This window comes from Pseudomonas sp. GW821-FHT09E12 (assembly GCF_059416085.1).
This window is the reverse complement of record NZ_JBWKOM010000001.1, coordinates 297,366-320,358: the sequence shown is the minus strand read 5'-3', so window position 1 is coordinate 320,358 and position 22,993 is coordinate 297,366. Positions and strand designations below refer to the sequence as shown.

Here is a 22,993-nt window from a genome sequence, read left to right as displayed (position 1 = left end):
CGTTTTGTTATTTTGTGCAGCTTTTAGCTTGAGACTCCAAAGCTTAGTGGCTTTTTGATATCTTGGGATGGCTTGGGATTTTACAGTCGGGGTAGTTAACGGATGAACATGGAAAAAATTGAAGATATTAGAAGAATCGTAGAGCAAGTCGAAGGTTCCATATTGAAGATCTTTGATATGATGAAGACTTCAGATATTACTGTTGATATCCGCGCTTTACGTGAAAGTCTCAATGGGCATTTGCATAGGTTTGGGAATTCCCTAGCTACTGGTGTGCATAAATTAACTAAGACTTCTTCAAAGAAAATATCAAGTGAGGCGATGTTTCTTGCGTTAATTTTACAGCACAAGTCAACGCCGGAAATAGTAGATGCTGCGGCTGCACTGGAATCGCTCTGTCATGAACTGCGAGTAGCGAGCGATGAGTTATTTTCTGTTGAGCAATCCCCCAGTGACGAAGGGTTGCTTGATAGTGACCTAAAACTTCGCTCAAAGAATGGTACGGTTTCCAAGCTCAATGCTCAGTTGATTGAATATAGTCAGCAGGGTGAACGAATTAAGAGACAGCTTGGCGAAGATGAAGTAAGAATCGCTGAGCTTGAAGTGAGAATCAAACAGCTAGAAGCTGACGCGCACCAGGAAATCGAAAAAATTGTCGGAGTATATACTGATAGCTTGGTGCTTATTGAAGAGAAAAAATCGGAAATAAACGAAATCCTTGGACACGTTGCGGGTCGCGCTATTGCGGGCGACTATGACAAAAGCGCTGCGGAAGAAAAGAAGATGGCGGACTGGTTGAGATATGCTGCACTCGTATGCATGTTCTTGATCGTAGCGGTCTTGTTCAGTGCCGTGCTCTCTACAATTGGAAACTCTTTCGATTGGGATAAGTTTCTAAGCAGGGTCAGCTTGGTGTTTCTACTTTCGGTACCCGCCGCATATTTGGCTAGGGAGTCAGCTAAGCATCGCGAGCAACAATATCAACATCTTCAGACCTCGCTCGATATGAAAGCTGTCTCGCCGTTTCTTGCCTCTTTACCTGAAGAGGAGCGTCACAAGATCAAATCCGCCATTGCTTCTAGAATATTTGGTGGTAAAGACTTTTCGAAGGTCGGCGGCGATTCATATCCAATTAACACCCATGAAATAATTATGGAAATCATCAAGAAGCTTGATGTCTCCGACAAGACGGTTAAGCGAGAACCGACTACGCCAGCCTGACTGGTTAATGTACAAAATCCGGGAAGTCGGTCCGAGTTCATCCTTTTCATACCAACCCCGCTCAATGCGGGGTTTTTTATTCCGGAGTGCTTATGCAACCTACCTTTCGCATCGTCGCTGATGGCGCGGACATCACGGCGCTGATCAATGACCGGTTGTTGCTGCTGAGAACGACCGACAAGCCTGGGATGGACTCCGACGAGTTCGAGCTGCGGATCGATGACCGTGATGCAGCGGTTGCCTTACCCGCCCGAGGGGCGCGGATCGAGGTCTACCTGGGCTATGCGGGGCAGGCGCTGGCCCGCCTCGGGCGGTACACCGTCGATGAGATCGAAGTCTCCGCGCCGCCACGCACGATGGTCATCCGGGGCAAGGCCAGCGACATGCGTGGCAGCGGCAAGACCACGCGCAGCGGCAACTGGGAGGGCGTGCCGCTGTCGCAGATCGTCCGCGACATTGCGGCTCGCAATGGCTGGGCACCGGCCTGCCCCGTGCAGACCAAGGTCGACCGCGTCGACCAGCGTAACGAGTCGGACTTCAACTTCATCACCCGCCTGGCCAAGCAATACGACTGCACCGCGAAAGTCGCGGACGGCAAGCTGCTGGTCCTGCCCCGTGAAGCCAGCCAGGGGGCCAGCGGCAAGGCCTTTGGCGTGGTCACTATCACGCCTGCGGACGTGAGCCGGTGGCAGTTCCGTCTCGGGGACCGCAGCGCACAGAAGGCCGTGAAGACCCAGCACCAGGACAAAAAGACCGGGAAGTTGGTGGTGGTCGAGCTGGGTAACGATGACGCTCCGTCCGGGCTGCCGGGCGTGCACACCGATCGACACATCTACCCGAACAAATCCGCAGCCGAGCAGGCGGCCAAGGCGAAGCTCGCGGCGTTCAACCGCACCACTGCCAGCGTGCGCTTGCAGATGCCCGGGCGCACCGACCTGTTCGCCGAGCGCTTGATCAACGCCCAGGGTTTCAAGCAGGGGCTGGATGGCCAGTACCTGGTCGACAGCGTCGAGCAGACCTTCGATGCCTCCGGCTGGTCGACCGCGGTGGAGTGCAACGGCGGCAAGAAGGGCAAGGCAAAGGCCAAGGGCAAGAAAAAGAAATCCGACAAGCCACTGAAGGTGGTCGATGTGAAACCGGCCTGAGTGGCCATAACTGGAGATCCAAGATGACTGTCACCCTCAAGCAGCTGCAGCAGATCCTCCCCAACGCCGGCACCCAAGCCGGCGTTTTTCTTCCTGTACTGAACGCGTCGATGGTGAAGTGGGGCATCGTCACCCCGCTGCGTAAGCGTGCGTTCCTGGCTCAGGTCGGCCATGAGTCCGGCCAGCTACGCTACGTCCGCGAGCTGGGCGGCGATCAGTACCTGGCCAAGTACGACACCGGCAAGCTCGCTGCGCGGCTGGGCAACACGCTCGAAGCTGACGGCGACGGCCAAAAGTACCGCGGCCGTGGCCTGATCCAAGTGACCGGTCGTGCCAACTACCAGCGTTGCGGCGAAGCGCTGGGCCTCGATCTGCTCAACCATCCGGAGCTCCTCGAGCGTCCGGAGCACGCTGCCGACTCGGCCGGTTGGTTCTGGCACCTGGCCGGCCTCAACTCGCTGGCCGACAAGGGGTCGTCGGCGTTCGAGGCAATCACCCGACGGATCAACGGCGGACTCAACGGGTTGGACGATCGTCTGGCGATCTACAAGCGCGCCGAGCAGGTGCTGATGTGAAGGCGCTGGACCTGCGGCTTGCTGGCTTGATGTTGTTGGGCTTGGCCTTGGGGGGCCGGGGTGGCTGGATCCTGCAGGACTGGCGCTACGGCAAGCAGCTGGAGCAACAAGCCCGGCTGCAGGCGGAAAGCTTCAATCAGCTGAATCTGGCCGCAGCTGCTCGGCAGCGTGAAGAACAAGACAAACGCCTGGCCCTGGAGCAGCAGCTGCAGGCCAGTGATCAAACCCATTACCGAGTTTTAAGCGATGCACAACGTGATCAAGGTCGCCTGCGTGACCGTCTTGCCACTGCTGATCTGCGCCTGTCAGTCCTCCTCGAGGCTACCGATTCCGGCAGCGGATGTGCAGTGCCGGCCACCACCACCGCCAGCGGCGTGGTTCATGGAGCCGCACGCGCCCGACTTGACCCAGCGCATGCTCAACGAATTATCGGAATCACCAGCGACGGCGATCAAGGACTGATCGCCCTGGCAGCCTGTCAGGCGTACGCCAGAAAAGTATCTACACAGAAGTGAAAAGGAGCGGCCGGTCTGGATGCGTCAACATCCACCCCGGCCGCCGTCCCTGCAGATTGCCCCTGCAAGTCCAGCCAAGGCTCCTGCTCCGTGCACAAAGCGCGGCGAGCCTAGAGCCTGTTTATATATACAGTAAAGGTCTTGCTCTTAATATCTACTCCTATCATCCCCTGGATGGGTGGCAAACGCCGCCTAGCCGACCGCTTGATTCCCCTCTTTCCCCCTCATGAATGTTATGTCGAAGTCTTCGCCGGCGGTGCTGCGTTGTACTTCATGTGCCCCCAGCCAGCCCCGGTGGAGGTGCTCAACGACCTGAACGGTGACCTGGTCACGCTCTACCGCGTGGTGCAGAACCATCTGGAAGAGTTCGTCCGCCAGTTCAAGTGGGCGCTCAGCTCCCGCCAGATCTTCGAGTGGCAGAAGATGACTCGCCCCGAGACTCTGACCGATATCCAGCGCGCCGCACGGTTCTTCTACCTGCAGCAGCACGCCTTCGGTGGCAAGGTCACTGGCCAGACATTCGGTACCGCCACCACGGGTCCGGCCATCAACCTATTGCGCATCGAGGAGAACCTCTCGACGGCCTGGCAGCGCCTCGCCGGTACCTACGTCGAGAACTTGTCCTGGCTCGACTGCGCCGAGCGCTACGATCGAGCGCACACGTTCTTCTACATGGACCCACCATACTGGCAGACCGCCGGCTACGGGCTCGACTTCCCGTTCGAGGAGTACAAGCGCATGGCCGACTTCATGCGGTGCTGCAAGGGCAGGGTGATGGTCAGCATCAATGACCACCCGGACATCCGGCGGGCCTTCGACGGCTTCCACTTCGAGACCCTGGATATCCGCTACACCAACACGAACCAGCGGCAAGGTAAGGCCGAGGTCACTGGCGAACTGGTGATCATGAACTGGGAGCCGGCTGCGTTAGGAGGGCTGTTCTGATGCTGCTTCCGGGGGACCTGATCAGCTTGCTATACGCTTTCAACAGAGCGTTACTGTGGCTACGCAAACAAAGTGAGTACCCCATGGAAACCGCCGACATGTACCTTCAGACAATCCCCGCCAGTATTCTCGCCGCAGTAGTGCGTGGGGAGGTTGACCTAAACGAATTAGCTTGGCGTGAGCTGACCTAACGGGGGATGAACTCGGAAGGGAAGTGGGTGGGGTTTCAAGAGGCCGAACGACTACAAGCACTCTGAAGCAAAGGCCTCGGCGTAGCCGGGGCCTTTGTTTCTTACTTTGAAATGAATCGGCGGATATGCTTTCATCAATGCTTTGAGTTTTCTATTCAGCCATTGCCCACCGCCTACCTGGTAGGGTTGAAAGAGACCTTCTTGGTGTTGCCGCTCCAGTACTTAGCATCCAGGCAGGCCGTCCAGAACAGTTCGATGGAGTCTTGCTCCCCGTGGAGCAAGCCTTGCAACTTCGCAAGGATCTCCGATAGGAGAATCTTTTCTTCATGGTGCAGTTTGACAATCCACGTCAACTCCGCTTTCGGCTCGTTCCAGTAACAAACGCCGCAATCGCCGATTTTACTGTCTCCATATAGCACGAGGTTCTGGGTCAGGGTTTCATAGGTATCGATGCCTAGGTCGGGCCGCGAGTAGTTCAGGTGATGATTGTCATACCAGTCGTCGCGCTGCACTTTGGTCCAGTAGATGACGACCTCGTTTCTGATCTGAGCCTTGATGTCATCAATGCCGCGATGACGATAGATATAGTCATCCGCGACTTCATCGGACATGGTGCTGCCAAACTGACCCAGAGTGATCATGCTGATCGGAAGATCCTTTGATGGAGGCAACTTCTGCGCCTTTTCGCCACCGTGTCCTCGGACATAAACTCTGTAGATTGTCATTGGGTAATCCTTTGATTGAATAACTTCCTTGAATGAATGTTAGGTGTAGCACAGGCGTAGCTTTTCGCAAGAAGCTGAGGAAGCAGAGAGTCGAATAAGAGGATGGCTACATGTCACCGGAAAAGCTCACGGTGTATAAAAGATAAATTGGTCAAATCCGATGCTATTACGCAACTGAAAAGTGTCGGAATGTTTAGGGCAAATTTAGGGAAAGACGTGGGCCGTTAAAGGCCTTTATAGGAAACTGCCCAAAGCCGCTTAACGCGTATTTGCTGGCCTAAAGCGGCCTACGGATAATAAGGAAGGGGTTCAAATTGCGTTGAAGGCCTGTCAGGCCTACGTTCGCGAGGTCACCAAGTAAAAGAGGCGAGCCGGGTGGATGCGTCAACATCCAGCCCGGCCCGCCGAGCCCGCAGACCCTTCCTGCAAGCCCAGGCCGCGGCCTCTGCCTTGTGCACAAAGCGCGGCGAGCGCACATCTGGGTTATGTCACGATCATGTGAATCCGTAACGATGGATATCATTTGCTCTTTCAGACTTCAGTGAACCGAGGCACTTCAAGTCTATCGAGATCCACCCGCCTTTAAGAACAATACGGTTTTCTTCTCCGGGCAGTTGCCGACCATAACGCGCTTTTTTTCGTTTATCTTTATCAGTACCATATTTAGGTGACCACGCATCGACCTTCAGGTCCTCACAATCTTCGCGTGCGTTCCGGATCCACAGGCCCTGGTATATCCATGATTTCGCGCACTTGCTGTGGATTGATTCCGATGCCCAATCTAAACTCCAGTGCCCGGGAAGCTTTTTTCTAACCTTAGCCTCAACCAAGCTGGCGAATTGTTGCGAGCAGTAGGCGTTTGCCGCATCCCCTAGGGATGGGCTCTCTAGATATTGAGCACGATATCCGGTGTTTGCGTTATGGAAAAAGTCCACCAAACGCGACTGAGTGCAGTGAAGAGTGGCTACAACCCTAAAATAGTCGTGGAATTCGCAACACTGTTCTCGTACCACCAAAATTTTATCGGTTTTTTCAACTAAGCGATCTACGATGATCTGAAAGTCCGGGGCGTTTAGAAGTTGATCACGACGTTCAACCGCAACAGTCTCAGTAATTTTCCAGCGGCTCGGATCAATGCGTGCGTACATGCTGAAAGTCCTTATTTTTCTGAGGGGGTATTGCGAGGACGGTAATGACTATCCAACGAAAATATGACATGGATAACAAGGCTATCCAGCTAGCAGCATAGACAGCAAACGGAGATTCACAACGGCGTGTGGAGGTAGCTTCAGGACAAAATGCGGAATGGGGGAGAAAGGCGCCGTATCTCACGAAACTGCGTGTCATGGGCTCCTTCCTCAATGACCAGTATCACGAACATGTGCCGCACGACAAAAGGTTCCGTACATGTGACATACATCGCTATGGTTGGTCGTGAGGCTTAGGGCAAATTTAGGGCAAACGCGGGGCCGAAATAGGCCGCGACAGCCCGTCGGCGCTTCCTTTTGACCCAGCGAATACAGGTCTATTGCGACCTGTCGAGTCATTCGGTCGGGTTCGAATCCCTATCCCCAGCGAGCCAACTAGCTTGTTACGCCGAGTACTTCGATGGTTTTATCTTTAACATAGTCGTTTGCCTATCCCTTATTGTAAGGGGGAAACGATGTCCTATGTTTCAAGGAGCTCGTTCACGCGTAGCTAAATAGTGTTGGTCTATCTTTCGCCTCAAAGAAACCGGGGACTGCCCGTTCACTGGTTTCTTTGAGGCTATAGATTACAACTTAGCCAGTTACGGAGAATGTGGAAAGGACCTTTTGGTTAAATGACGCTGGGGATGGAGTGTCTCCAGTGATAGTTCCGGTAAATTTGATTTGAAAGAATGTCTTGTCTTGATTTTGATTTAACTCGAGTTTTGCGCCGGACATCAATATTGCATCACCAGACTCTACGTCTGCTGGGAGCGTGACGGTTGGCGTGCTCGAACTAAGGGTTGTTTTCCAGAGTACTTTACTTTCATCGCTGTGATAAATTAGAACGCTCGTTGATAGACTCTTGGCATTAGCATCTTGGTTGTAAACGCATTTGGAATGGGACTGATCAGTTAGATCGGCTTGGTTTGTGTGTACTAAGGCAACAATCGCATTCATAATGAATCCCTTCTCTAGTTTTGTGGTGGGTTCGGTGTCTTCCGAGACCTTACAATGTATTAATGATATTTTTTTTTATAGGCTCAGTTCTTAAGTGAAAATGCGGTGCAGAATTTTCTGTTTTGCAAGTATTCTTATAATTTCTATATACGTAAGAGCTCTAGGGCGGACCTCGATAGCATGTTCACTACAAAAAATAGGCGCAGTGCGGCGATTACCGTTTGTCGGATGAAGGAGGCTGAGCTGGTCGGACTCTTGGGGCGGGGTTGAGCTAGAAACCTGTAGAGCGGCGACTGTCATTGGGTTCTGAATCGCTAGGAGGACCTGTAAACCAGTTCCGCAATCAAAATCAGGGCCCGCATAGGCTGTGGGCTCCAGCCTTTCTAGAAAATGGTGCTTGCGGAACGGATTTATCATTAAGCTATTGAAATTATTGATATTTTATCTGGATTGCAAATCCGCCTACGCCGGTTCGATTCCGACCTCGGCCTCCAAACTGAAAAGCCCGTAGATCAATGATCTACGGGCTTTTTTATTGGCTGGAGGAAAGTAGGCGTTCCATCGTTGGGGCCAGGCGGTAGACGCGACGGAGCCGCTGGATCGGGTGTCTCTGATCGGCGAACCAGCCTTCATGGGAGCCTTCGTTCGTGCGCAGGACTTTGGCTGCGAGATGGGTGGGCTGGGCGCCATTTTTTTCCAGCCGGCTCTTGCAGGGGGGCATCGTCCGCTGTGTGGAGGCGATGGGCTCGACTGGCGAAGCCTCCTGCCGTTGGTTCGAAGGAGGCAAGCAGGATAACGAGCGGGAAGGGTTACCGATAATCCAGAAACACGGTCATTGCTCCGTTTACCGTTCCGGGTGTAGCCGTCGCATCAGTCCTGATGTAGGACGCCTGCATCGGAATGGCAAACGAGCCACCTGCCGTTTTGTTGTATCCATCGACCGTTATCGAGTTCCCCATGGTTGCCGGAGCGCCCTGGGCGTTTTCAACCCGGATCTTTATGCCGCTGGCGGTCGAACCGCCAGTAAGCGGCAATACCCCAGGCGAGTTCGCAATCACGCCGCCAACCGGATCAAGGGTATAGCCAATCCGGTTATAGCCCTTGGGGCAGTTGTTGATCTGTATCTGGAAGCTCTGGGTGCCGGCTGTCGAGCCGATGCGGTCCAGGCGGTTCAGCAAGGTCTTGGGTAGCTTTACCGTTTGGTTCGGCACCGAGCAGGTGCCGTCGATCGGGGTGATAGTGCCTCTCAGATAGATAGCAAGTCTGGTGCCAGCTTCTTGAGTGTTGAGGGAATAGTAGTACGGTGAAGCATGGGCGCCTGCCAGGGAGCCGCCTAGATTTTGGCGACCATCGCTGAGCAACTGTACTTCGATTGGCTGGGTGAACGCGACCTCTGGATATGAACTTCCGTAGGCTGTTCCATTGATCAACAAACGAGTCGATATGCCTGAGACGTTTGTGGTCATTATTGGTGAGGTTGAGCCTGTTGCGCCGCCACTTGGGTAGGCGTTAACTTTTGTGACTGTGCACTTCGATTGGCCGCATGTCTGCTGCGGAGTGATGTAATGTCGAGCCAGTATGGTGCCGCTGGCCGTGTTTTTCGGGATCGAGAGATCCAGCCCGAATGCTGTTACATCTGCTGCCTTCGCGGCCGGTGACACGGCGAGGGCTGTGAATGCTATTACGCACAGTTGCGGCACGATAAATATTGCGCTGAAAATTCTTTCTGCTGTGGTCTTCATTGCCTGTTTCTCTCTGATCGGCCTTGAATAGGGTTCGTGGGTGAATTGCTCTTGCACACCCTGGTTCCATGCGTTCGGAAATGATTTTCTTTGTTTGGGCGAAGATTGTTGGCGAAGTGTGTATTTCACTAAGAAGTGATATTCAGCCGATAACAAGACGCTGGGTTCAGCGACAAACAAAGAGTTCTGACCTTTAACCTGGCTCAACTGGATAGGTCGCCTGAGTGCTGTACCGCTACGCCATCGTCGTTGATGCTTTCGAACTCGATCTTTGTTGCTCCGCCTGGCGCCAGGGAAGATGCCCCCTCGATCGCGAATGATTGGCTTGAATAGGGGGGCAGCATGGTCGCGGGAACCGAATAACTGTTCGAACCGCTCTTGACGTTTACCGTGCCGAAAGAAATGTGAAACGCAGAGTCATTCCTGATTTCCAGGCCCGGTTTGCCCTCCTTGGACACCCTGCGCCATTGCAGCCTGGAGGGGGCCTGGTCAACGTCGCCGGGCAAGCCGGCGGGCCGGTAAAACAACTTGATGCGCTGGCGCACGGCAATCTGTAGGGTGTTTTCATCCTTCGACTTCTGGGGGATTTCCTGCACGCTCAACCAGAACACCGACTCCCTGTCCGTCGGTAGCCCCAGGCCCTGATACAGGACACGCAACTGCTGTCGGGCGTTCCCGCTCAGGCGTTTCAGGGGAGGGGTGAGGGCAAAGGGGACGTCCTGATCGGAGCTTGTGCTGAAGGGCTCGATCCAGGACTGGATCATGATGGGCGTCGATTCATCGTTCAGCACCAGCATGGAAGTTTCTTTCTTCGGTCCGGCCAATACCACTCGAGTTTCATTCAATGAGATACCGGCATGGGAGGGCAGGGCAAACAACGACAGAAGTCCGGCAAACGCCACACTCATGGCAAGGGACTTTTTCATGGGATTTCTCGAAAGTGCTGAAAGAGACATCGGTGCGCTTCTTCCTTATGGCGTGTTCATAAGTCAGTACGACTGATTGTGGGGCTTTCGTCGCATGCCTTTATAAATGCCTGGGGGATACTAGTGGCACTGGACTTTCCCAGGTATCAGTCGATTCTTAAAACGCTGGTGACCCCTGGGGTCCTGGGATAGAAGTGCACAATCGGGAGTATTCCGCGACTTTTGGCAGGTATAGCGCGACCTACTCGCTATATTGATGGCGTCCCATCCACCGGCTCGCTATCGCAGCCCGTTCAAGATATTGGCTTGGCGGGTAAGGGAGTTCTGTGCCCTGTTCGCCGAGTTGGATAAGCAGCAAGCCAGCCCCGCCTCGAACGCTTGCGTCGATACGCTAGCCTGTCCGATCACCGCTCAACCGAGGTACTCGCACGCGTGCTTCTGCCGGCTACGTCCAGGTTTCCTCACGCCGTTCAGGTTTCTTCAGAATTGTCTTCGAGACATGCGCGGCCGCTCTGGATAGAGTGGTCGCGCTTGCCCGGCCAGGTGTGTTTACGATGGATTGCTGAACGGCCAACAGCTGGTCAGGGTGGGCGCCAATTCAGATCCGGCATTGTGCCGGGTGATGTTGTGGTGCCTTTGAATAATCCCTCGCTGAAAAAATCCGGAAGAGTGATGCAGCTCTTTCTCTGTCCTTAGGCTTCGCTGATCGCTCCTTCGCGGTTTGGCCTATGGCCTGTGTCTTCGGCTCCGCTGGCCCATGAGTTCAGCCATCCCAGGATCCCTGCGCCGGTTGGGCAAAATCTGCCTTTGCCTGTCTCGTAATTGATAATTCTTTTAAAATCATATGGTTATGATTTTTTTGGTGTGATAGCCTGCTGGCATCTCTGGTTTTATCAGTGGCATGCAGCTTCCTTCTGCGCCGGTTCGATTCCGACCGTAGCCCCCACCGATAGAAACAGCTCTGTAGATCTATGATTTACGGAGCTTTTTGTTTATTGGCCGGCTCGATATTCAGTCTTGAATTTGACGCCAACGAACTTGCTTCAAAGGGAGGGGATGTATATATTTCACCCCCTTGCCGCAAGGCGCTGAAACGGCTCAAGCCTTTCAGACTGCAACACCGCGCTACCGCCCGAATGGCGAAACTGGTAGACGCATGGGACTTAAAATCCCCCGCTCGTAAGGGCGTGCCGGTTCGATTCCGGCTTCGGGCACCATCTATATCAAGGGTTTGCGGCTGTTTTGGCTGTGAGCACTCAAGCAGTGAATTGCCGCAATCCTAGATTGTTGCCGCAATTCACTTGGTCGGCGACACCTTCTTGCCCCTCCTATTTCGGATGTAATGCTCGGTCATGACGACGGTTGTGTGCCCAAGCTGGTCCCGGGCCTGGACGATATCGCTCGACTCCTCCTTGTCCGTACCGGCCTTAGCTCGTAGATCCCTCATCTGAAATTCCGGCTTGGCCACGCCAGCGGCTTCTCTGGCCAAATCAAATCTTCTCCGCAACATTGCCGTCGTCATCGGCGTGCCATCCTCCAAAACGATCAGCCGCGTCGAGCGGACCTTGTGGGAAGCCTTTCTTGCCACGATTCGATCAAGAACCACCTTCAACTCTCCAGTGATCTCGATACGTCGTTTTGCCTTTGTCTTCCCTTGCTGAACAGCTAAACGTCCTTCGCGGATGTCGCGCTCGTCCATTTTTAGGGTGTCGGCGATACGCTGGCCGGTCAGATAGAACAGATCCAAAGCGTCCTGAAGACCTACATCTGCCTTGTCATACACGCGCTTCAGCAGTTCATCCTCGACATATGTGTCGCGGCCGGTCTCTTTGTTCCCCTTGATTCCGGAGCAAGGGTTTGCCAGGGCGGTGTAACCTTTGTCGCGTGCATAGTTCCAGATGGCGCTGAAGAGAGCCTTTTCGCGATTCGCGCGGACTGGCGCCGAGGATCTCCAGGTCAAATACTGCCTGATATGTATTGGCTCGACTTTGTCCAGTGGTCCGGGCGGGTCGTCGAAGAAGGCCAGCAGGTTTTTCATTTCCCTGAGGTTGTCCTTCTGGGTATTCGAGCCCTTTGTAGGAACGACCTCCACTAGGTATTTCTCCGCAACATAGCGGAAGGTGATGACCCTCGCGGCAGCTTCTGTCGCGGTACGGTCACGCTCAAGGCGTGCGTACTCCATGATGGCAACGCCGTAATCCTTCCCCAGGTAGATCTCTTTGCGCGGCTTTCCGCCAAGGTCGTAGGTGAAATACACCAGCTTGCCGCGCTTCCTTTCCCTGAGCCGAGAAATGCTCCCGGGCTTTGTCGGTCTACGTCCCATTTATCCCGCCTTGCGTGGCTTCCAGGTTAGCTTTTCTTTCGGATCTACCGGGCCGCCGATTAGCGCTGCTGAGATGACGCATGGCCATCCGCTGCGTTTGATCGTGTGGCGAATCCCATTTCGAACGAGAACTGCGATCTGACCGGCCTTTGTCCTTGCTCCGGTCAGTTGACACACATCCTCATGTGATAAAAATTCAATTGTCATAATTCTCCCCATGCCGCCCGCGGCGGCAGAGAATGAGTTCAGGGCCTGGCCCGCTGGATGATGTAAACGATGCCGCTGGCGGTAGCGATCAGCCACAGCATCGAGCCAGTGGCCGCGACAATGATTGCGGCTTCAGTCCCGTTCTCCCACATGCCCGGGATGGCGTAGAAGAACCAGAGCAGGGTGATCAGCAGGTAGGTCAGCATGCCGACCAGGATCTCGAAGAGTTTTTTTGCAGGCATGGGGGATTCCTCGCCGGTCGTCTCCGGCCGGTGTGATTGATGGGGGGGGCGCAGTGCGTGGCGGCAGAAGGTGGTTATTGGATTGGCTTGTCCATGTCGCGATAGGGCGCGTAGTTCTTCAGGAGCGGGACGTCCTTGACCTGGCGATAGCCCTCTATGTGCTTGCGAAGGCGGGAATTCTCGGCGGTAAGCCTGCTGATTTCCTCGACCGACTGCAGGTGCAGAGAGGCGTCAGTGTCCAGCACAGACATGTCGCCGCCTCGGCGCTTCTCTACCCGAGCAGTGAGGCGCTCCAGCAGTGAGCGGGTCTTGGTCTCTTGAGGCATAGGGGCTCCTTGCCCGCCAATGACGGGACTTCAGGTTTATTCAGAATTGTGTTCGGGACAGTTGTTACGACAGTTTGTAGAGTGGCGCCGCCCGGCCGGTTCAGCGCCTTCGTAAAGGGGCGAGAGTGCTGGCCGGTACGGGCGCCAGTTCAGATTGTTGATGCAGGGTTTCCGGAAAGGTCTGATGGTCGCCGGCGTTGCGCCTGGCTATGGTTTCAGCGTTCGCCCAGTCCGTTGTCCTGGCTATCCGTCGACTGCAACACGGGCTGTGGCGAACTCCTCCAAGTTCAACTGCTTCGGTTTGTTTCGCTCATGCTCGATTCGTGCACGGGCGATCGCCATATACCCGAGACAGTTTCCGTGCTCGTCTTGGTCTCGCTCGATGCCGATGAAGCGGAAGCCCTCGCGCATTGCCGCCTTCCCAGTGCTGCCGCTGCCCATGTACGGGTCAAGCACGGTACCGCCTAGCGGTGTGACCAGGCGCAGCAGGTAGGCCATGAGGTCTGTCGGCTTCACCGTTGGGTGGTTGTTTCCGGTGGTACCGACGTTCTCGACTTTGCGCAGGGTGGTGCCGCTGGTGAACTGCGGGCCGGGATTGGCCAGACCTTCATGGCGATCGGCGCGACTGGTCTTGGCGCAGTAGAAGAAGCGGGCGGCGCTGCCAGAATCCAGTCGCCGGGTTCCGGGTTTCATCTGAAAGCCGACGACGCCAGAATTATCGCTATTTGCACTGGCCTCTTTGCCGCGGCCCCGCTTCATATTGCCGTAGCAGTTTTGACCGGCTCGCTGTGTGTCGCTGGTGCTTACAGCAGCCAGTTGGCCTGGGGCATCAGGGAATGCCGCTAGCACCTCACGACTGCCGTCATGGATCAGGTTTGCGGGCCATCTGCCGGCGTCGTGCCCGCCGGCGATCGGGCCAGGGGCAGATCCGCCGGCTGCGAACTTACCGCCCCTGATTGCGCCGTTGCTGATTCTGGCGGTGTCGTTATTTGTGTTCACGCGGCAGCTATCGATGTTCAGCGCCCCGGTGCCATGAGCTTGCACGTTTTCCGCGACAGTGCCCGGGAATGGCTTGCGCGCCACGGTGATGGGTTCCAATGCAGGCTTCAGCGCCGTGCCCCAGCCTTCATGCTCGCCGTCGAGGTTGTGCGATTTCGGGAACCCCGAGCCATAAACCCAGGCGATCATGTCGCGGATCTCGAAGCCGGCGTCCTCGATCCGCACAGCCATACGGTGCTGAGTGCGGGTACCGGCGAAGGCCAGCAGGTGACCGCCCGGCTTGAGAACGCGCAGGCACTCAGCCCATACCTCGACCGCCGGAACGTCGTGGTCCCATTTTTTTCCCATGAATGAAAGGCCGTAGGGCGGGTCGGTTACGATGCTGTCAACGCTGTTGTCTGGCATCTGCAGCAACTGCTCAAGGCAGTCACCTTTGTAGAGTTGGTATTCGCTCATCGCTTCGGCCCTCGGTAGATGTGCTGGCCCAGGAACAGCAGTGCGGGGATGCTGAGTAGGATCATGGCGCCACCCGCCGAGCCCACTGCACATGCGGGCCTTCCTCGGTATCGAAGATCCCCATCAGGAACCACTCGGGGCCTGGTGATTGCGGATCCCAGCCATTGCAGTGACAGCCGCCGTCAAAATACGGGTGGCTCGCCAGATCGGCGTCCATGTCCCAGGTCTTCAGCTCAAGGCCCAGCTGTGCCACCCAGGCCTTGTAGGGCGCTGGATCTTCGCCACCGCCGAAGTCCGGTATGCCCGGGTGATGCCACCAGCCATCCTCGTCGCGCTTAACGTCCACCGGCCCGAAGGGTTTGGGGCTGTGCAAAGCGCAGGGCATCACGTGGAGCACGTCCGAACACTCGCCACCGCCGGAGCTGAAATCCATTTGGCACCCGCACTTCGCCGGCGCGCCGTTGACGAACGATATCTTTTCGATAGGCATGACTTGTCCTTTCAGCCTTGCGGCCGAGTTGAGAGAGTTGAAAGGGGAGGGTTACAGGCCGGGGTGTGCCGCGTTCCAGAGCTCGAAGGCCTCTTGCGTGGTAGCGGCGACGATCTTTTCGTCACACTGGTAGCAGTGCGCTACACCGCCGGCGGCGCCTACATCGTGGTGACCTTGCTTGCAGGGGTTCATGCGCCAGTCTTCGGTAGGCTCAGGCAACGCCACCGCTACCGGCGCGGGCCGCTCTCGGTACAGGTTGTGGATCACGGCATTTCGACCACGCCCCAGAAAGTGCTCCTGTTCGGACAATGCTCGCTGATAGTTGTCGATCAAGGTCGTCTTGTAGCCCTCGACTTCAAGCTCCCAGGCCACCGGCTCTCCCTGTGGCGGGGCCGCGTAGAGCGTGCGCACCTCGTACTCTTCCGGCTGCGCACGAACAAGCTCCAGCGACTCGCCGCTAATGTCTTCCCAGCAGCAGGACCCGTGCGACCTGACCTGACTCACTGCTATGCCCTGTGCGGCTTTCAGCGCGTCCAGTTCGGCTTGCAGCTCGTCCGCCCGCTGATCCTGCGCCGTGAGGCGCTGCTGTAGGGCCTGCTCGCGCGCTGCGCGCTCTTCGAAGTGCTCCGCAAGCGTGCAAGCGAAGTCACCAGCAAGGCGATCACGGATGTACTGGCGGTAGTCATGGCGCCTGAGCGTGGTCTCGAACAGCTTGGCGATATAGCCGCGACCGGCGTCTGGCGTGTTGAAGCTGAGCCTGGGCTCGGTCGACTTGTTTTCTGTGGGCATGGGTAACATCTCCGATGTCGACGAACGGTCGTTTGAACAAATTGCGTTTTCCACCCCCTGTTCATTTCGTTTGGGCGAAAATGAGCCTTCGCCGGAATCACACGGCATCGGAATCAGTGTGGTGAGTTTGATGAGTCGAGTATTTGAAGATCTGCTGCTTCAGGTCGCTGGGAATCTCCTGATTGAGCTTTTTCTATCGGTGTCGGCCTGGTTGAATGCGTTGCCTTGGCATTTATGGCTCTCCTGACTCCAAGGCGTTGTACGATGGCGCCTTCCTCAAATCGGGTAGGCCCATGACAAAGCACGATATCTATGACGAGCTGGAAGGATTTCAGCTCTGGAACTACATGGAGTGCGAGAAAGACGAGGAAGGCCGAGAGACCTGGCGGATCAACGTCGAGGTGAAGCGTGGCGGGGAAGTGGTGGTGCCAGTTGTCGCTGGTGATCGCACATTCCCCGACCGAGGCCTGGCCCAGGTCGCCGGCCGAGAGCTTGGGGCGAAGTTGGTGGAGGAGCTTCAAAACTGAGATCAGCTACAGTTCAGCGATCAATCAATGGGGGTGAGATATGCGATGCTTTGTTTGTGATGAGCCAGCGACGGATGTCCCTGATATTCAACAAGGCCGGCTGGTGGATTGTGCGGGCTGCGGCTGGTATCGCATCTCTGGAACTGCGCTTCAATTGATGCGTAACAACGTTCGAGTTTTCAACGTACCCAGGAGCAGGGACTGGCTCCGAAGTCAGAGGGAGCATGGAACATCGCAACCGCTTATTGATGCGCAAAACAATCTGTGGGACTGATCAACCTAGGCCGTCGATCTGTCGCAGAATCCGCATCCCGATCCAGCGAACCACGGTGACTGCCTTGCTGTTGCCGATCGCCTTATAGCGCGGTCCATCAGGACATTCGCTGGCAGGCTTGCCGCGCCACGGGATCAGCGTGTAGTTGTCGGCCATGCCCTGAAGGCGCTCGCACTCGACGGGAGTGAGGCGCCGCACAGCCGAATCAACCAACGCATAGGCCTTGTCGCCGCCGCCGGCCGAAGCCCTGAGGCAGTTCTGCACATCGCCGCCGAGTTCGGCGGTTCCGCCGCCATCGCGCCCTCGAAGCGTCACGGATATAGGGCGGACATCAAGCAGTGCATTCTCGGCCCCATTGTTCCTGCCCAGCGTGTGCGCCTGGTCTACTCGGATGTCAGGGTCTTGTGTTCCGTGCACCACCAGATGGCTATGGCCGTGATTTGCATCTTGGTGACTGCACCCGTGGAGCCGGCCGTAGCTCGCGTCAATCGGCGGCACGACGAAAAATGTCTCGCTCTCCATGTCCAGCCGACTGTCTTTCGCGGTGAGTGTTGCTGCGCGCTCGATCGAGCCGCCCAGGCTGTGACCGCCGAATGCCGGTATCCCGCCGAACATCCCGATCGCCGGGCCCTCGTCGCCCTCGCAGTTCGGGCAGCCGTAGACGCCTAGGGATTCCCCGAAGACGTATCCGCATCCGCACTGGAGCGCAGGGCCGAAAGGAGCTGTTCCGGTAACGTCTTGCCCCTCGCCTCGGCGCGGCGCAGTATCCCGGCGCATGCCTTCGCGCTCAAAAAGAACCTCGGTGGGATCGAACCCGTCTCGAGCACTTGCGACAACGAACACACGACGGCGTCGTTGGGCCAGGCCGAAATATTGGGCGTCCAGGACCCGCCACGCGATTGTTCTTTTGGGTCCATACACACAACCAGCGTCCTGCCACTTTTTCCCTGGAGGCTGCAGCTCGCAGTCTTCCCCAGCAAGCGCGCCAAGAAAGCATCCGAAGGCGTTCCCCTTGTCACTGAGGACGCCGGGGACGTTCTCCCAGACAATGATGCAGGGCGGCTTTCGCTGACTTGCTCGAACATAGTCAACTGCATCTGCAAGCTCCACGTATTTGATGGTGAGGGCGCCGCGGGGATCGGTTAGGCCTTCGCGCATACCGGCCACGCTGAAGGCCTGGCAGGGTGTGCCGCCGACGAGGATATCCGGCGCGGCGATCTTGCCGGCCAGCACCAGGGCAGCCAAACGGGTCATGTCGCCGAGGTTTGGCGTATCGGGGTAGTGGTGGGCCAGCACCGCGCACGGGAACGGCTCAATCTCAGCGAACCAGGCGGCACGCATTCCTAGCGGGTGCCAGGCCTGGGTCGCAGCTTCAATGCCGCTGCAGACGCTTCCATAGGTAATGGGCATGGTTGATCCTCGCCGGCTGGCGTGATTCGAGTTTGTGGGCTATTGGTTGATGGCCCGGCATGGGGCCGGATTAGGGAGCTGAAATGAGCGAAGAGCATCGCAAGTTGATTGGGATACCTGAAGGTCACGAACTCAAGCACACCAGCTCAAAGTCAGAGCAGCGCAAAGGCCGAGATACCGACATCGATTACTACGATGAGATAAACGAAGCGGGAGAAGTGATTGCTAGCTACGAAGTTCGTGACAGCATGTCAATCTATCCCCCACAGAACACCACGCTGACGTTTAAAAAGCTCTGATCATCCCAGAGAGCTGGAGGCACGCTTGAGCTGCTCGGTGAGCTGAGTAGGAAGTCCGCGCAAAGTCAGCGTGCCACCGGCCTCGTCGAACTCGATCTTGGAACCGAGCAGATGTTGCTCGAAACTTATCGACAGACCCTCGGCCCGACCAGTGAAGCGCCGGAATTTGTTGAGGGTCTTTTTGTCCGGCGGCAGCGTGTCGGACAGCCCATAGTCCTTCGCCTTAATGAAGTCGTAGAAGCTTTTCGGCTGGTCTTCGTCGATCAGCTCCGACAGTTCGTCAAGCGTAATCGGCTCGCCCAGCTTGGCCTGGGCCATTGAGTAGCTCACCAGTGCCTGTGTTTTCTCTCGAGCGGATTCTTCGGCAAGATCCTCGCTTTCAACGAAGTCATTGAAGGCCTTGAGCAGAGTCCGCGTTTCGCCCGGGGCGTCGATTCCTTCCTGGCACCCGATGAAGTCGCGGAAGTACTCGCTGATTTTGCGGCCCTGCCTCCCCTTGATGTACGAGATGTACTGGCGCGATTTCGGGTTGTCCTTCCACTCGCTCAGGTTAATGCGAGCCGCCAGGCGGATGTGATCCAGATCCAGGCGCTTGACCGTCATCAGGCTCAGCTCTTCGGTCATGGTCACCGCATCCGTCTCCTGCACCAGGGCAATGACCAAGTATTCTGTCATACCTTGCTGGTAGTGGCAGAAGAGCGCGTGCCCGCCGGTTGTCAGGTTCGACTCTTCCATCAGCTTTGTCAGGTGCTCGACGGCGGTAGTGCTGAAGTCCAGAAAGCCGCTACCGCCGGCCAGGTACTTGTCGAGCCATCTACTCAGCGGATATGCGCCCGATTCGGCGTGGAAGCAGCCCCAGCCCTTGCTGGAGGTGGCGTTGTAGCTTTCGCTGAACTGGCACATCAGATCGTCGCGAGCCTGGCTCTCGACCTGCTCGGCGCCGCCGAGAAACAGAACGGCAGGGCTGCCATCTGGCTTTTTGTCGATCTTGTGGATGACGCTGTGAAAAACAGGCATTGCGATTACCTCGGGTAGGCGCCGCCCTCCGTGGCCGGATGCGGCATGGTGGCAATTTGGTTTAGGTTGGGGTATTACGGGAGACCGGCACTGAGGATCTAAAATGTCTGGAAATATCATCGGAGAAACGAAACTTTTCACCTTCACTTTTCTTCACGTAGGAGCTAGAGCCGCCTTAACTTCCGCAGAAAATGAGGAAGAGGGTCGTTCTTACAACCTGCTGAACTCCTTAATACTTTCTGGCTTCATGATTGAGGCGTACCTCAATCATCTAGGCAGCCTGAGTGGGTTTGAAAAATGGAACGAAAAAACGGACAGAACACCCGTCTGGACTAAATACAAACTTCTTAGGGGAAAGGTCGGTCTACAAGCTTCCAGTATCGATGAGTCCTATCCTGAGGTCGCCGCGGCGATAAAGTTCCGAAATGAAATGGCTCATGGTAGGACCGAAACGTACAGCTTTTCAGTGGAAACTGAAGATATGATTTGGCCTCATGAACAGCAGTTTCCAGTCGGTTGGCAAACCAGTCTGACGACGACCAACGTGCGGGCCTGCTTCGATGCTTGCAGGGCAATGATTTATGAGCTTCACAAAGAAGCAGGCTTAGGAGCTCATCCTTTTAGAAAAATGTCATCAAGTCAAATGAGGTTTACCGCCGGTATGCGGGACTAGTCACCGCTCCCCTAATCGTGGTGGCAATTTGGTTTGGGTTGGGGTATTACGGGTGACCGGCATGGGGCCGGTTATAGGAGGCAAAATGAGTGATATGCCAGATGGCGCGTATACCCATCATGACGGCACTAAAGCCGACATCTATGTCCTCTCGTCGCCTACGGATAATCCCGAAAAGAGCGAATACCGTGTGTCGGTCAAGTTTCCAGGAGGTGCTGTAGCGCACGCATATGGCCTCCCAAGCAAGGAAGAGGCTTACAAGCGAGGGCTTCAGATCGCAGAGAAAACCATCGAAGAAGAGAATCAGCGCAAGAGGAGTTAGGCTCGAGCTACGCCTCAAATCCGGTCTCTGCGAACTTATCAAGCTGTCGCGACCACTTTTCAGTAACGACAATTTCAGGTCGCGACATGGTGGCGTAGCGGGCGGATTCTTCTGCGGGCGCTGCAGACAAGTTGATCACCATCGTAGAGATCGTTTCCTGCCATTCCTCGAAGCCGTGGCGCTCGCCGAGGATCAGCAGGGCGTCATCGAGAGCTTTCGAAACAATCAGCGAACGTTTCTCGGCGCCGATCCGCTCGAGCAGCGCCTTCTCCTTGGCGCGTTTGTCCTTCTGCAATTGCGCGTTGCTCTTGGCCATGGCCTACCTCTTTAATTCCGCTGGCCGGCAGTGCCAGCCAGGTCTGTCGTTTGCGTTGCTGGATGCGGGCTATGCGACGCATGAAGTGCAGCCGCGCTGTGCTTTTGGATAGTCGATCCCGTGTTCGGCGAGGATTCGCTCGAGGGTCTTGTTTGCGATACCAAGTTTCCCGCACACCTGGCGCCGAGTGATGCCCAGTTCCTTGAACGCCTTGATACGCTCGGCGAGCTTCGCGTCCCTGGACTTCATTTGCTCAGTTCGATGGGCGTCGTTCGCGCCGCCGCGGACTGGGCGTTTGAACGTTAGGCAGTAGTCCTGAGCGATGTTGTAGAGCTGGCGACGGCCGATCCCCAAGACTTCCACAATCTCAGACTGGGTGTGCGTGGGCGCCATGCCTCTGATCTTCTCGACGAGGGCCATGCGCTTCTGGTGACGAATGTCCGCCGGGGTGAGCGGCTTAGGCTCAGGCTCAACCCGTCTCCGTACGAACGGCTTCGGCGCTGGCGGCATTTGGTTGCGGTAGGTGATCGGCTTGGGCTTGTAACCGATAGGCTCGGCCTCTTCGATCTTCCCGCCGGCCGCCAGGAACTGCTCGACCTGGGCGGCCAGTTCGTTGGATGCTGGCCGAAGAGCTTCGACCAGGCTCAAGTGATTGCTGATCATGCCGCCTTACTCCTCAGCTTTGCCTCGTACTGATCGACCAGCAGCTTGAACTCCCACAGGTCTTCCTCGAGCTTTTCGATGTAGTCGTCATCCCGCTTGAACTCTTGCAGCCAGAGTTGGCGCCCGACCGGCTTAAGGAGGGGGCAGTACATCCCGATATGCCACCACTTGCGGCCGGTGATCCACATGCAGCCCTGCACCTGGTCGATGACTTCGCTGGCGTCGTTATCGATATGGAATGCGCGCAGCTTGTCCGGGGCCAGGAAGCACTTGTACTCGCTACCGCCGTCTTCGCCGATGAAGCCGTCCGCGCTGGCGCCGAACACGCCGTCGTCGGTCTTGACCAGGCCGACCTGAGTAACGATCAGGCCTGTCTGAAGCTCGTGCTCCATCCGGGCGTCGGGCTCCATCTCGTGTCCTCGACGCATTTGCCAAGTCTCGAAGCCCCCGTCGAGCGGGGCGCCGCCGATGCGCTCGACGGCAAGCTCGAAGGCGTAGGTGAGGGCGGCATTCGATGGCTCGCCCACCTTTTCGCCATCCAGCGCCCTTTGCACAACTTCGGCCTTCGGCGGAGCTTTGTAGGCCGCCAGGTCACGCGCCTTGGCTTCACTGTGACCGGCCAGGATGGCGTCGACGTATGTGCGCTGCTGCGTGGTGAGCCCGTTCACCTTCGAGCGGGCGGTGCTGAACATGCTGGCGGTGATAACTCCAGCGCGGGCCTTCAGCCACTCGGGCGAGCCCTGGGTGCAATTGACGATAATCATGAATTGGCCTCCAGTAATGTCTTCCGCTTGGTCACGGCGATCTTTACCGTGTCGTAACCGGCCTTGTCGCCGCTGGCCTGCAGAACCTTCAGCGATGCCTGCCAGACATCCTTGAGCTCATCGGGGGATGCGGCCGCTTCGACCTGGGCAAGGATCTCGGTCACCGCCTGGGCGCGCATTTCGGCGGTATCGGAGCCATCCGCCGACTGAGCGTCATCGTCCCGAACCTCGCTGGTCGTGATGTTGAGCAGGGCGCACATGACGTAGCGCTTGCCGTAGGTGGTGGAGGAGCCGACCGCCTGAACCTCATTCCTGCCTTTGCCGATGTCGGCCGGCAAGGTCATGGTGGTCTGCTCACGGTGGCCGTCGCGGTGCATCAGGATGCCGGTGACGCTGATCGACTTCTCTTGGTTCTCCACCTTGAAGGTGATCGCGAAGCCGTGTCGCTGCATGATCGGTTTGATAATGCGCGTGATGTCGTCGAGCGTGGCGTAAGCGTTGCCGGTGTGCAGGTTCACCGCGGCTTCGAACACTGTAGGGATCTCGCACTGCATCTGCGCCATGCCGGCGTTAAAGGCCGCCTCCGCTGTCTTGGCCTGCATACGCTCATGCATGGCCAGGAGGCGCTCCATCTTCTCGATGTCGCAGGTTGGATCGGCGGCCGCCCGGCTGATCACCGCCATGATGCTGTTGTCGACGGGGCCTTGCGCAGCCACTGACTGGCGGCGCTGCTCCGGCACGATAATGGTGCTGCTCATGGCGGC

Annotated in this window: 27 protein-coding genes and 1 tRNA gene; 11 read left to right on the top strand and 17 right to left on the bottom strand. The window is 56.6% G+C overall.

Features of this window, described 5'->3' with window-relative positions; all coding sequences use genetic code 11:
- Window positions 1–108: 108 nt before the first annotated feature.
- From AC07PQ_RS01595 to AC07PQ_RS01575, 5 genes are all read left to right on the top strand, one after another.
- Window positions 109–1,221 (top strand): hypothetical protein, encoded by a 1,113-nt coding sequence (locus AC07PQ_RS01595; protein ID WP_493184656.1) that lies wholly within the window; start codon window positions 109–111, stop codon window positions 1,219–1,221.
- A 92-nt stretch (window positions 1,222–1,313) separates the two neighbouring features.
- Entirely contained in the window at window positions 1,314–2,366 is a 1,053-nt protein-coding gene (locus AC07PQ_RS01590) for a phage late control D family protein (RefSeq protein WP_493184657.1), read from the top strand.
- Window positions 2,367–2,389: 23 nt separating this feature from the next.
- Window positions 2,390–2,941 carry a glycoside hydrolase family 19 protein gene (locus tag AC07PQ_RS01585; protein WP_493184658.1) on the top strand — a complete coding sequence of 184 codons (552 nt, stop codon included), beginning with the start codon at window positions 2,390–2,392 and terminating at the stop codon, window positions 2,939–2,941.
- Window positions 2,942–2,970: 29 nt separating this feature from the next.
- Window positions 2,971–3,456, top strand: coding sequence for a lysis system spanin subunit (locus AC07PQ_RS01580; protein WP_493184866.1), 486 nt, complete (start codon window positions 2,971–2,973; stop codon window positions 3,454–3,456).
- A gap of 150 nt (window positions 3,457–3,606) precedes the next feature.
- Window positions 3,607–4,401: a DNA adenine methylase gene (locus AC07PQ_RS01575; RefSeq protein ID WP_493184867.1), complete on the top strand. Its 795-nt coding sequence runs from the start codon at window positions 3,607–3,609 to the stop codon at window positions 4,399–4,401.
- 364 nt (window positions 4,402–4,765) lie between these two features.
- On the opposite strand, the gene AC07PQ_RS01570 is transcribed toward AC07PQ_RS01575, so the two are convergent.
- From AC07PQ_RS01570 to AC07PQ_RS01555, 4 genes are all read right to left on the bottom strand, one after another.
- Complete coding sequence (locus AC07PQ_RS01570; RefSeq protein ID WP_493184659.1) at window positions 4,766–5,317, bottom strand: hypothetical protein; 552 nt, start codon at window positions 5,315–5,317, stop codon at window positions 4,766–4,768.
- 494 nt (window positions 5,318–5,811) lie between these two features.
- Window positions 5,812–6,465 (bottom strand): hypothetical protein, encoded by a 654-nt coding sequence (locus AC07PQ_RS01565; protein ID WP_493184660.1) that lies wholly within the window; start codon window positions 6,463–6,465, stop codon window positions 5,812–5,814.
- Window positions 6,466–8,273: 1,808 nt separating this feature from the next.
- The gene (locus AC07PQ_RS01560; RefSeq protein WP_493184868.1) at window positions 8,274–9,206 is read right to left on the bottom strand and encodes a fimbrial protein; all 933 of its coding nucleotides are present in this window, start codon (window positions 9,204–9,206) and stop codon (window positions 8,274–8,276) included.
- 203 nt (window positions 9,207–9,409) lie between these two features.
- Complete coding sequence (locus AC07PQ_RS01555) at window positions 9,410–10,132, bottom strand: fimbrial biogenesis chaperone (protein WP_493184661.1); 723 nt, start codon at window positions 10,130–10,132, stop codon at window positions 9,410–9,412.
- A gap of 1,130 nt (window positions 10,133–11,262) precedes the next feature.
- On the opposite strand from AC07PQ_RS01555, the gene AC07PQ_RS01550 reads away from it, so the two are divergent.
- Window positions 11,263–11,349, top strand: a tRNA-Leu gene (locus AC07PQ_RS01550).
- 80 nt (window positions 11,350–11,429) lie between these two features.
- On the opposite strand, the gene AC07PQ_RS01545 is transcribed toward AC07PQ_RS01550, so the two are convergent.
- From AC07PQ_RS01545 to AC07PQ_RS01515, 7 genes are all read right to left on the bottom strand, one after another.
- Window positions 11,430–12,455: a tyrosine-type recombinase/integrase gene (locus AC07PQ_RS01545; protein ID WP_493184662.1), complete on the bottom strand. Its 1,026-nt coding sequence runs from the start codon at window positions 12,453–12,455 to the stop codon at window positions 11,430–11,432.
- Window positions 12,456–12,662, bottom strand: coding sequence for a DUF4224 domain-containing protein (locus tag AC07PQ_RS01540; RefSeq protein ID WP_080768734.1), 207 nt, complete (start codon window positions 12,660–12,662; stop codon window positions 12,456–12,458).
- Between the two features lie 38 nt (window positions 12,663–12,700).
- Window positions 12,701–12,904: a hypothetical protein gene (locus AC07PQ_RS01535; RefSeq protein WP_493184663.1), complete on the bottom strand. Its 204-nt coding sequence runs from the start codon at window positions 12,902–12,904 to the stop codon at window positions 12,701–12,703.
- A gap of 74 nt (window positions 12,905–12,978) precedes the next feature.
- Complete coding sequence (locus tag AC07PQ_RS01530) at window positions 12,979–13,230, bottom strand: hypothetical protein (RefSeq protein ID WP_493184664.1); 252 nt, start codon at window positions 13,228–13,230, stop codon at window positions 12,979–12,981.
- 243 nt (window positions 13,231–13,473) lie between these two features.
- Window positions 13,474–14,685, bottom strand: coding sequence for a DNA-methyltransferase (locus AC07PQ_RS01525; protein ID WP_493184665.1), 1,212 nt, complete (start codon window positions 14,683–14,685; stop codon window positions 13,474–13,476).
- A 61-nt stretch (window positions 14,686–14,746) separates the two neighbouring features.
- Window positions 14,747–15,175: a hypothetical protein gene (locus AC07PQ_RS01520; protein WP_493184666.1), complete on the bottom strand. Its 429-nt coding sequence runs from the start codon at window positions 15,173–15,175 to the stop codon at window positions 14,747–14,749.
- Between the two features lie 51 nt (window positions 15,176–15,226).
- On the bottom strand, window positions 15,227–15,964 hold the full coding sequence (locus tag AC07PQ_RS01515; RefSeq protein ID WP_493184667.1) for a hypothetical protein: 738 nt from the start codon (window positions 15,962–15,964) through the stop codon (window positions 15,227–15,229).
- On the opposite strand from AC07PQ_RS01515, the gene AC07PQ_RS01510 reads away from it, so the two are divergent.
- The gene (locus AC07PQ_RS01510) at window positions 15,963–16,211 is read left to right on the top strand and encodes a hypothetical protein (RefSeq protein WP_493184668.1); all 249 of its coding nucleotides are present in this window, start codon (window positions 15,963–15,965) and stop codon (window positions 16,209–16,211) included. The genes AC07PQ_RS01515 and AC07PQ_RS01510 overlap by 2 nt on opposite strands.
- Window positions 16,212–16,257: 46 nt before the next feature.
- A complete protein-coding gene (locus AC07PQ_RS01505) occupies window positions 16,258–16,491 on the top strand; it encodes a hypothetical protein (protein WP_493184669.1) in 234 nt (77 codons plus the stop codon).
- Window positions 16,492–16,765: 274 nt separating this feature from the next.
- On the opposite strand, the gene AC07PQ_RS01500 is transcribed toward AC07PQ_RS01505, so the two are convergent.
- Window positions 16,766–18,175 (bottom strand): DNA cytosine methyltransferase, encoded by a 1,410-nt coding sequence (locus AC07PQ_RS01500; RefSeq protein ID WP_493184670.1) that lies wholly within the window; start codon window positions 18,173–18,175, stop codon window positions 16,766–16,768.
- A gap of 83 nt (window positions 18,176–18,258) precedes the next feature.
- On the opposite strand from AC07PQ_RS01500, the gene AC07PQ_RS01495 reads away from it, so the two are divergent.
- Window positions 18,259–18,474, top strand: a complete 216-nt coding sequence (locus AC07PQ_RS01495) for a hypothetical protein (RefSeq protein WP_493184671.1) — start codon at window positions 18,259–18,261, stop codon at window positions 18,472–18,474.
- Here the strand turns inward: AC07PQ_RS01495 and yejK are convergent, their stop codons facing one another.
- Complete coding sequence (gene yejK, locus AC07PQ_RS01490) at window positions 18,475–19,491, bottom strand: nucleoid-associated protein YejK (RefSeq protein ID WP_493184672.1); 1,017 nt, start codon at window positions 19,489–19,491, stop codon at window positions 18,475–18,477.
- Window positions 19,492–19,594: 103 nt separating this feature from the next.
- On the opposite strand from yejK, the gene AC07PQ_RS01485 reads away from it, so the two are divergent.
- Together AC07PQ_RS01485 and AC07PQ_RS01480 are read left to right on the top strand one after the other, a co-directional pair.
- Window positions 19,595–20,164, top strand: a complete 570-nt coding sequence (locus tag AC07PQ_RS01485; protein ID WP_493184673.1) for a hypothetical protein — start codon at window positions 19,595–19,597, stop codon at window positions 20,162–20,164.
- 85 nt (window positions 20,165–20,249) lie between these two features.
- The gene (locus AC07PQ_RS01480; RefSeq protein WP_493184674.1) at window positions 20,250–20,486 is read left to right on the top strand and encodes a hypothetical protein; all 237 of its coding nucleotides are present in this window, start codon (window positions 20,250–20,252) and stop codon (window positions 20,484–20,486) included.
- Between the two features lie 7 nt (window positions 20,487–20,493).
- On the opposite strand, the gene AC07PQ_RS01475 is transcribed toward AC07PQ_RS01480, so the two are convergent.
- The 4 genes from AC07PQ_RS01475 to AC07PQ_RS01460 all read right to left on the bottom strand — a co-directional run bounded on the left by AC07PQ_RS01475 (window position 20,494) and on the right by AC07PQ_RS01460 (window position 22,987).
- Window positions 20,494–20,802: a hypothetical protein gene (locus AC07PQ_RS01475; RefSeq protein WP_493184675.1), complete on the bottom strand. Its 309-nt coding sequence runs from the start codon at window positions 20,800–20,802 to the stop codon at window positions 20,494–20,496.
- 69 nt (window positions 20,803–20,871) lie between these two features.
- Window positions 20,872–21,465, bottom strand: a complete 594-nt coding sequence (locus tag AC07PQ_RS01470) for a hypothetical protein (RefSeq protein WP_493184676.1) — start codon at window positions 21,463–21,465, stop codon at window positions 20,872–20,874.
- Window positions 21,462–22,229, bottom strand: a complete 768-nt coding sequence (locus AC07PQ_RS01465) for a lambda exonuclease family protein (protein ID WP_493184677.1) — start codon at window positions 22,227–22,229, stop codon at window positions 21,462–21,464. The genes AC07PQ_RS01470 and AC07PQ_RS01465 overlap by 4 nt, the downstream gene beginning before the upstream one ends.
- The gene (locus AC07PQ_RS01460) at window positions 22,226–22,987 is read right to left on the bottom strand and encodes an ERF family protein (protein WP_493184678.1); all 762 of its coding nucleotides are present in this window, start codon (window positions 22,985–22,987) and stop codon (window positions 22,226–22,228) included. Before AC07PQ_RS01460 ends, AC07PQ_RS01465 begins: the two co-directional genes overlap by 4 nt.
- Window positions 22,988–22,993: the final 6 nt, after the last annotated feature.

Bases quoted from the DNA above. Each gene is read 5' to 3' on its own strand.
- AC07PQ_RS01595 (WP_493184656.1), top strand. From the start codon at position 109: ATGGAAAAAATTGAAGATATTAGAAGAATCGTAGAGCAAGTCGAAGGT.
- AC07PQ_RS01590 (WP_493184657.1), top strand. From the start codon at position 1,314: ATGCAACCTACCTTTCGCATCGTCGCTGATGGCGCGGACATCACGGCG.
- AC07PQ_RS01585 (WP_493184658.1), top strand. From the start codon at position 2,390: ATGACTGTCACCCTCAAGCAGCTGCAGCAGATCCTCCCCAACGCCGGC.
- AC07PQ_RS01580 (WP_493184866.1), top strand. From the start codon at position 2,971: ATGTTGTTGGGCTTGGCCTTGGGGGGCCGGGGTGGCTGGATCCTGCAG.
- AC07PQ_RS01570 (WP_493184659.1), bottom strand. From the start codon at position 5,317: ATGACAATCTACAGAGTTTATGTCCGAGGACACGGTGGCGAAAAGGCG.
- AC07PQ_RS01565 (WP_493184660.1), bottom strand. From the start codon at position 6,465: ATGTACGCACGCATTGATCCGAGCCGCTGGAAAATTACTGAGACTGTT.
- AC07PQ_RS01560 (WP_493184868.1), bottom strand. From the start codon at position 9,206: ATGAAGACCACAGCAGAAAGAATTTTCAGCGCAATATTTATCGTGCCG.
- AC07PQ_RS01555 (WP_493184661.1), bottom strand. From the start codon at position 10,132: ATGAAAAAGTCCCTTGCCATGAGTGTGGCGTTTGCCGGACTTCTGTCG.
- AC07PQ_RS01545 (WP_493184662.1), bottom strand. From the start codon at position 12,455: ATGGGACGTAGACCGACAAAGCCCGGGAGCATTTCTCGGCTCAGGGAA.
- AC07PQ_RS01540 (WP_080768734.1), bottom strand. From the start codon at position 12,662: ATGACAATTGAATTTTTATCACATGAGGATGTGTGTCAACTGACCGGA.
- AC07PQ_RS01535 (WP_493184663.1), bottom strand. From the start codon at position 12,904: ATGCCTGCAAAAAAACTCTTCGAGATCCTGGTCGGCATGCTGACCTAC.
- AC07PQ_RS01530 (WP_493184664.1), bottom strand. From the start codon at position 13,230: ATGCCTCAAGAGACCAAGACCCGCTCACTGCTGGAGCGCCTCACTGCT.
- AC07PQ_RS01525 (WP_493184665.1), bottom strand. From the start codon at position 14,685: ATGAGCGAATACCAACTCTACAAAGGTGACTGCCTTGAGCAGTTGCTG.
- AC07PQ_RS01520 (WP_493184666.1), bottom strand. From the start codon at position 15,175: ATGCCTATCGAAAAGATATCGTTCGTCAACGGCGCGCCGGCGAAGTGC.
- AC07PQ_RS01510 (WP_493184668.1), top strand. From the start codon at position 15,963: ATGGGTAACATCTCCGATGTCGACGAACGGTCGTTTGAACAAATTGCG.
- AC07PQ_RS01515 (WP_493184667.1), bottom strand. From the start codon at position 15,964: ATGCCCACAGAAAACAAGTCGACCGAGCCCAGGCTCAGCTTCAACACG.
- AC07PQ_RS01505 (WP_493184669.1), top strand. From the start codon at position 16,258: ATGACAAAGCACGATATCTATGACGAGCTGGAAGGATTTCAGCTCTGG.
- AC07PQ_RS01500 (WP_493184670.1), bottom strand. From the start codon at position 18,175: ATGCCCATTACCTATGGAAGCGTCTGCAGCGGCATTGAAGCTGCGACC.
- AC07PQ_RS01495 (WP_493184671.1), top strand. From the start codon at position 18,259: ATGAGCGAAGAGCATCGCAAGTTGATTGGGATACCTGAAGGTCACGAA.
- yejK (WP_493184672.1), bottom strand. From the start codon at position 19,491: ATGCCTGTTTTTCACAGCGTCATCCACAAGATCGACAAAAAGCCAGAT.
- AC07PQ_RS01485 (WP_493184673.1), top strand. From the start codon at position 19,595: ATGTCTGGAAATATCATCGGAGAAACGAAACTTTTCACCTTCACTTTT.
- AC07PQ_RS01480 (WP_493184674.1), top strand. From the start codon at position 20,250: ATGAGTGATATGCCAGATGGCGCGTATACCCATCATGACGGCACTAAA.
- AC07PQ_RS01475 (WP_493184675.1), bottom strand. From the start codon at position 20,802: ATGGCCAAGAGCAACGCGCAATTGCAGAAGGACAAACGCGCCAAGGAG.
- AC07PQ_RS01470 (WP_493184676.1), bottom strand. From the start codon at position 21,465: ATGATCAGCAATCACTTGAGCCTGGTCGAAGCTCTTCGGCCAGCATCC.
- AC07PQ_RS01465 (WP_493184677.1), bottom strand. From the start codon at position 22,229: ATGATTATCGTCAATTGCACCCAGGGCTCGCCCGAGTGGCTGAAGGCC.
- AC07PQ_RS01460 (WP_493184678.1), bottom strand. From the start codon at position 22,987: ATGAGCAGCACCATTATCGTGCCGGAGCAGCGCCGCCAGTCAGTGGCT.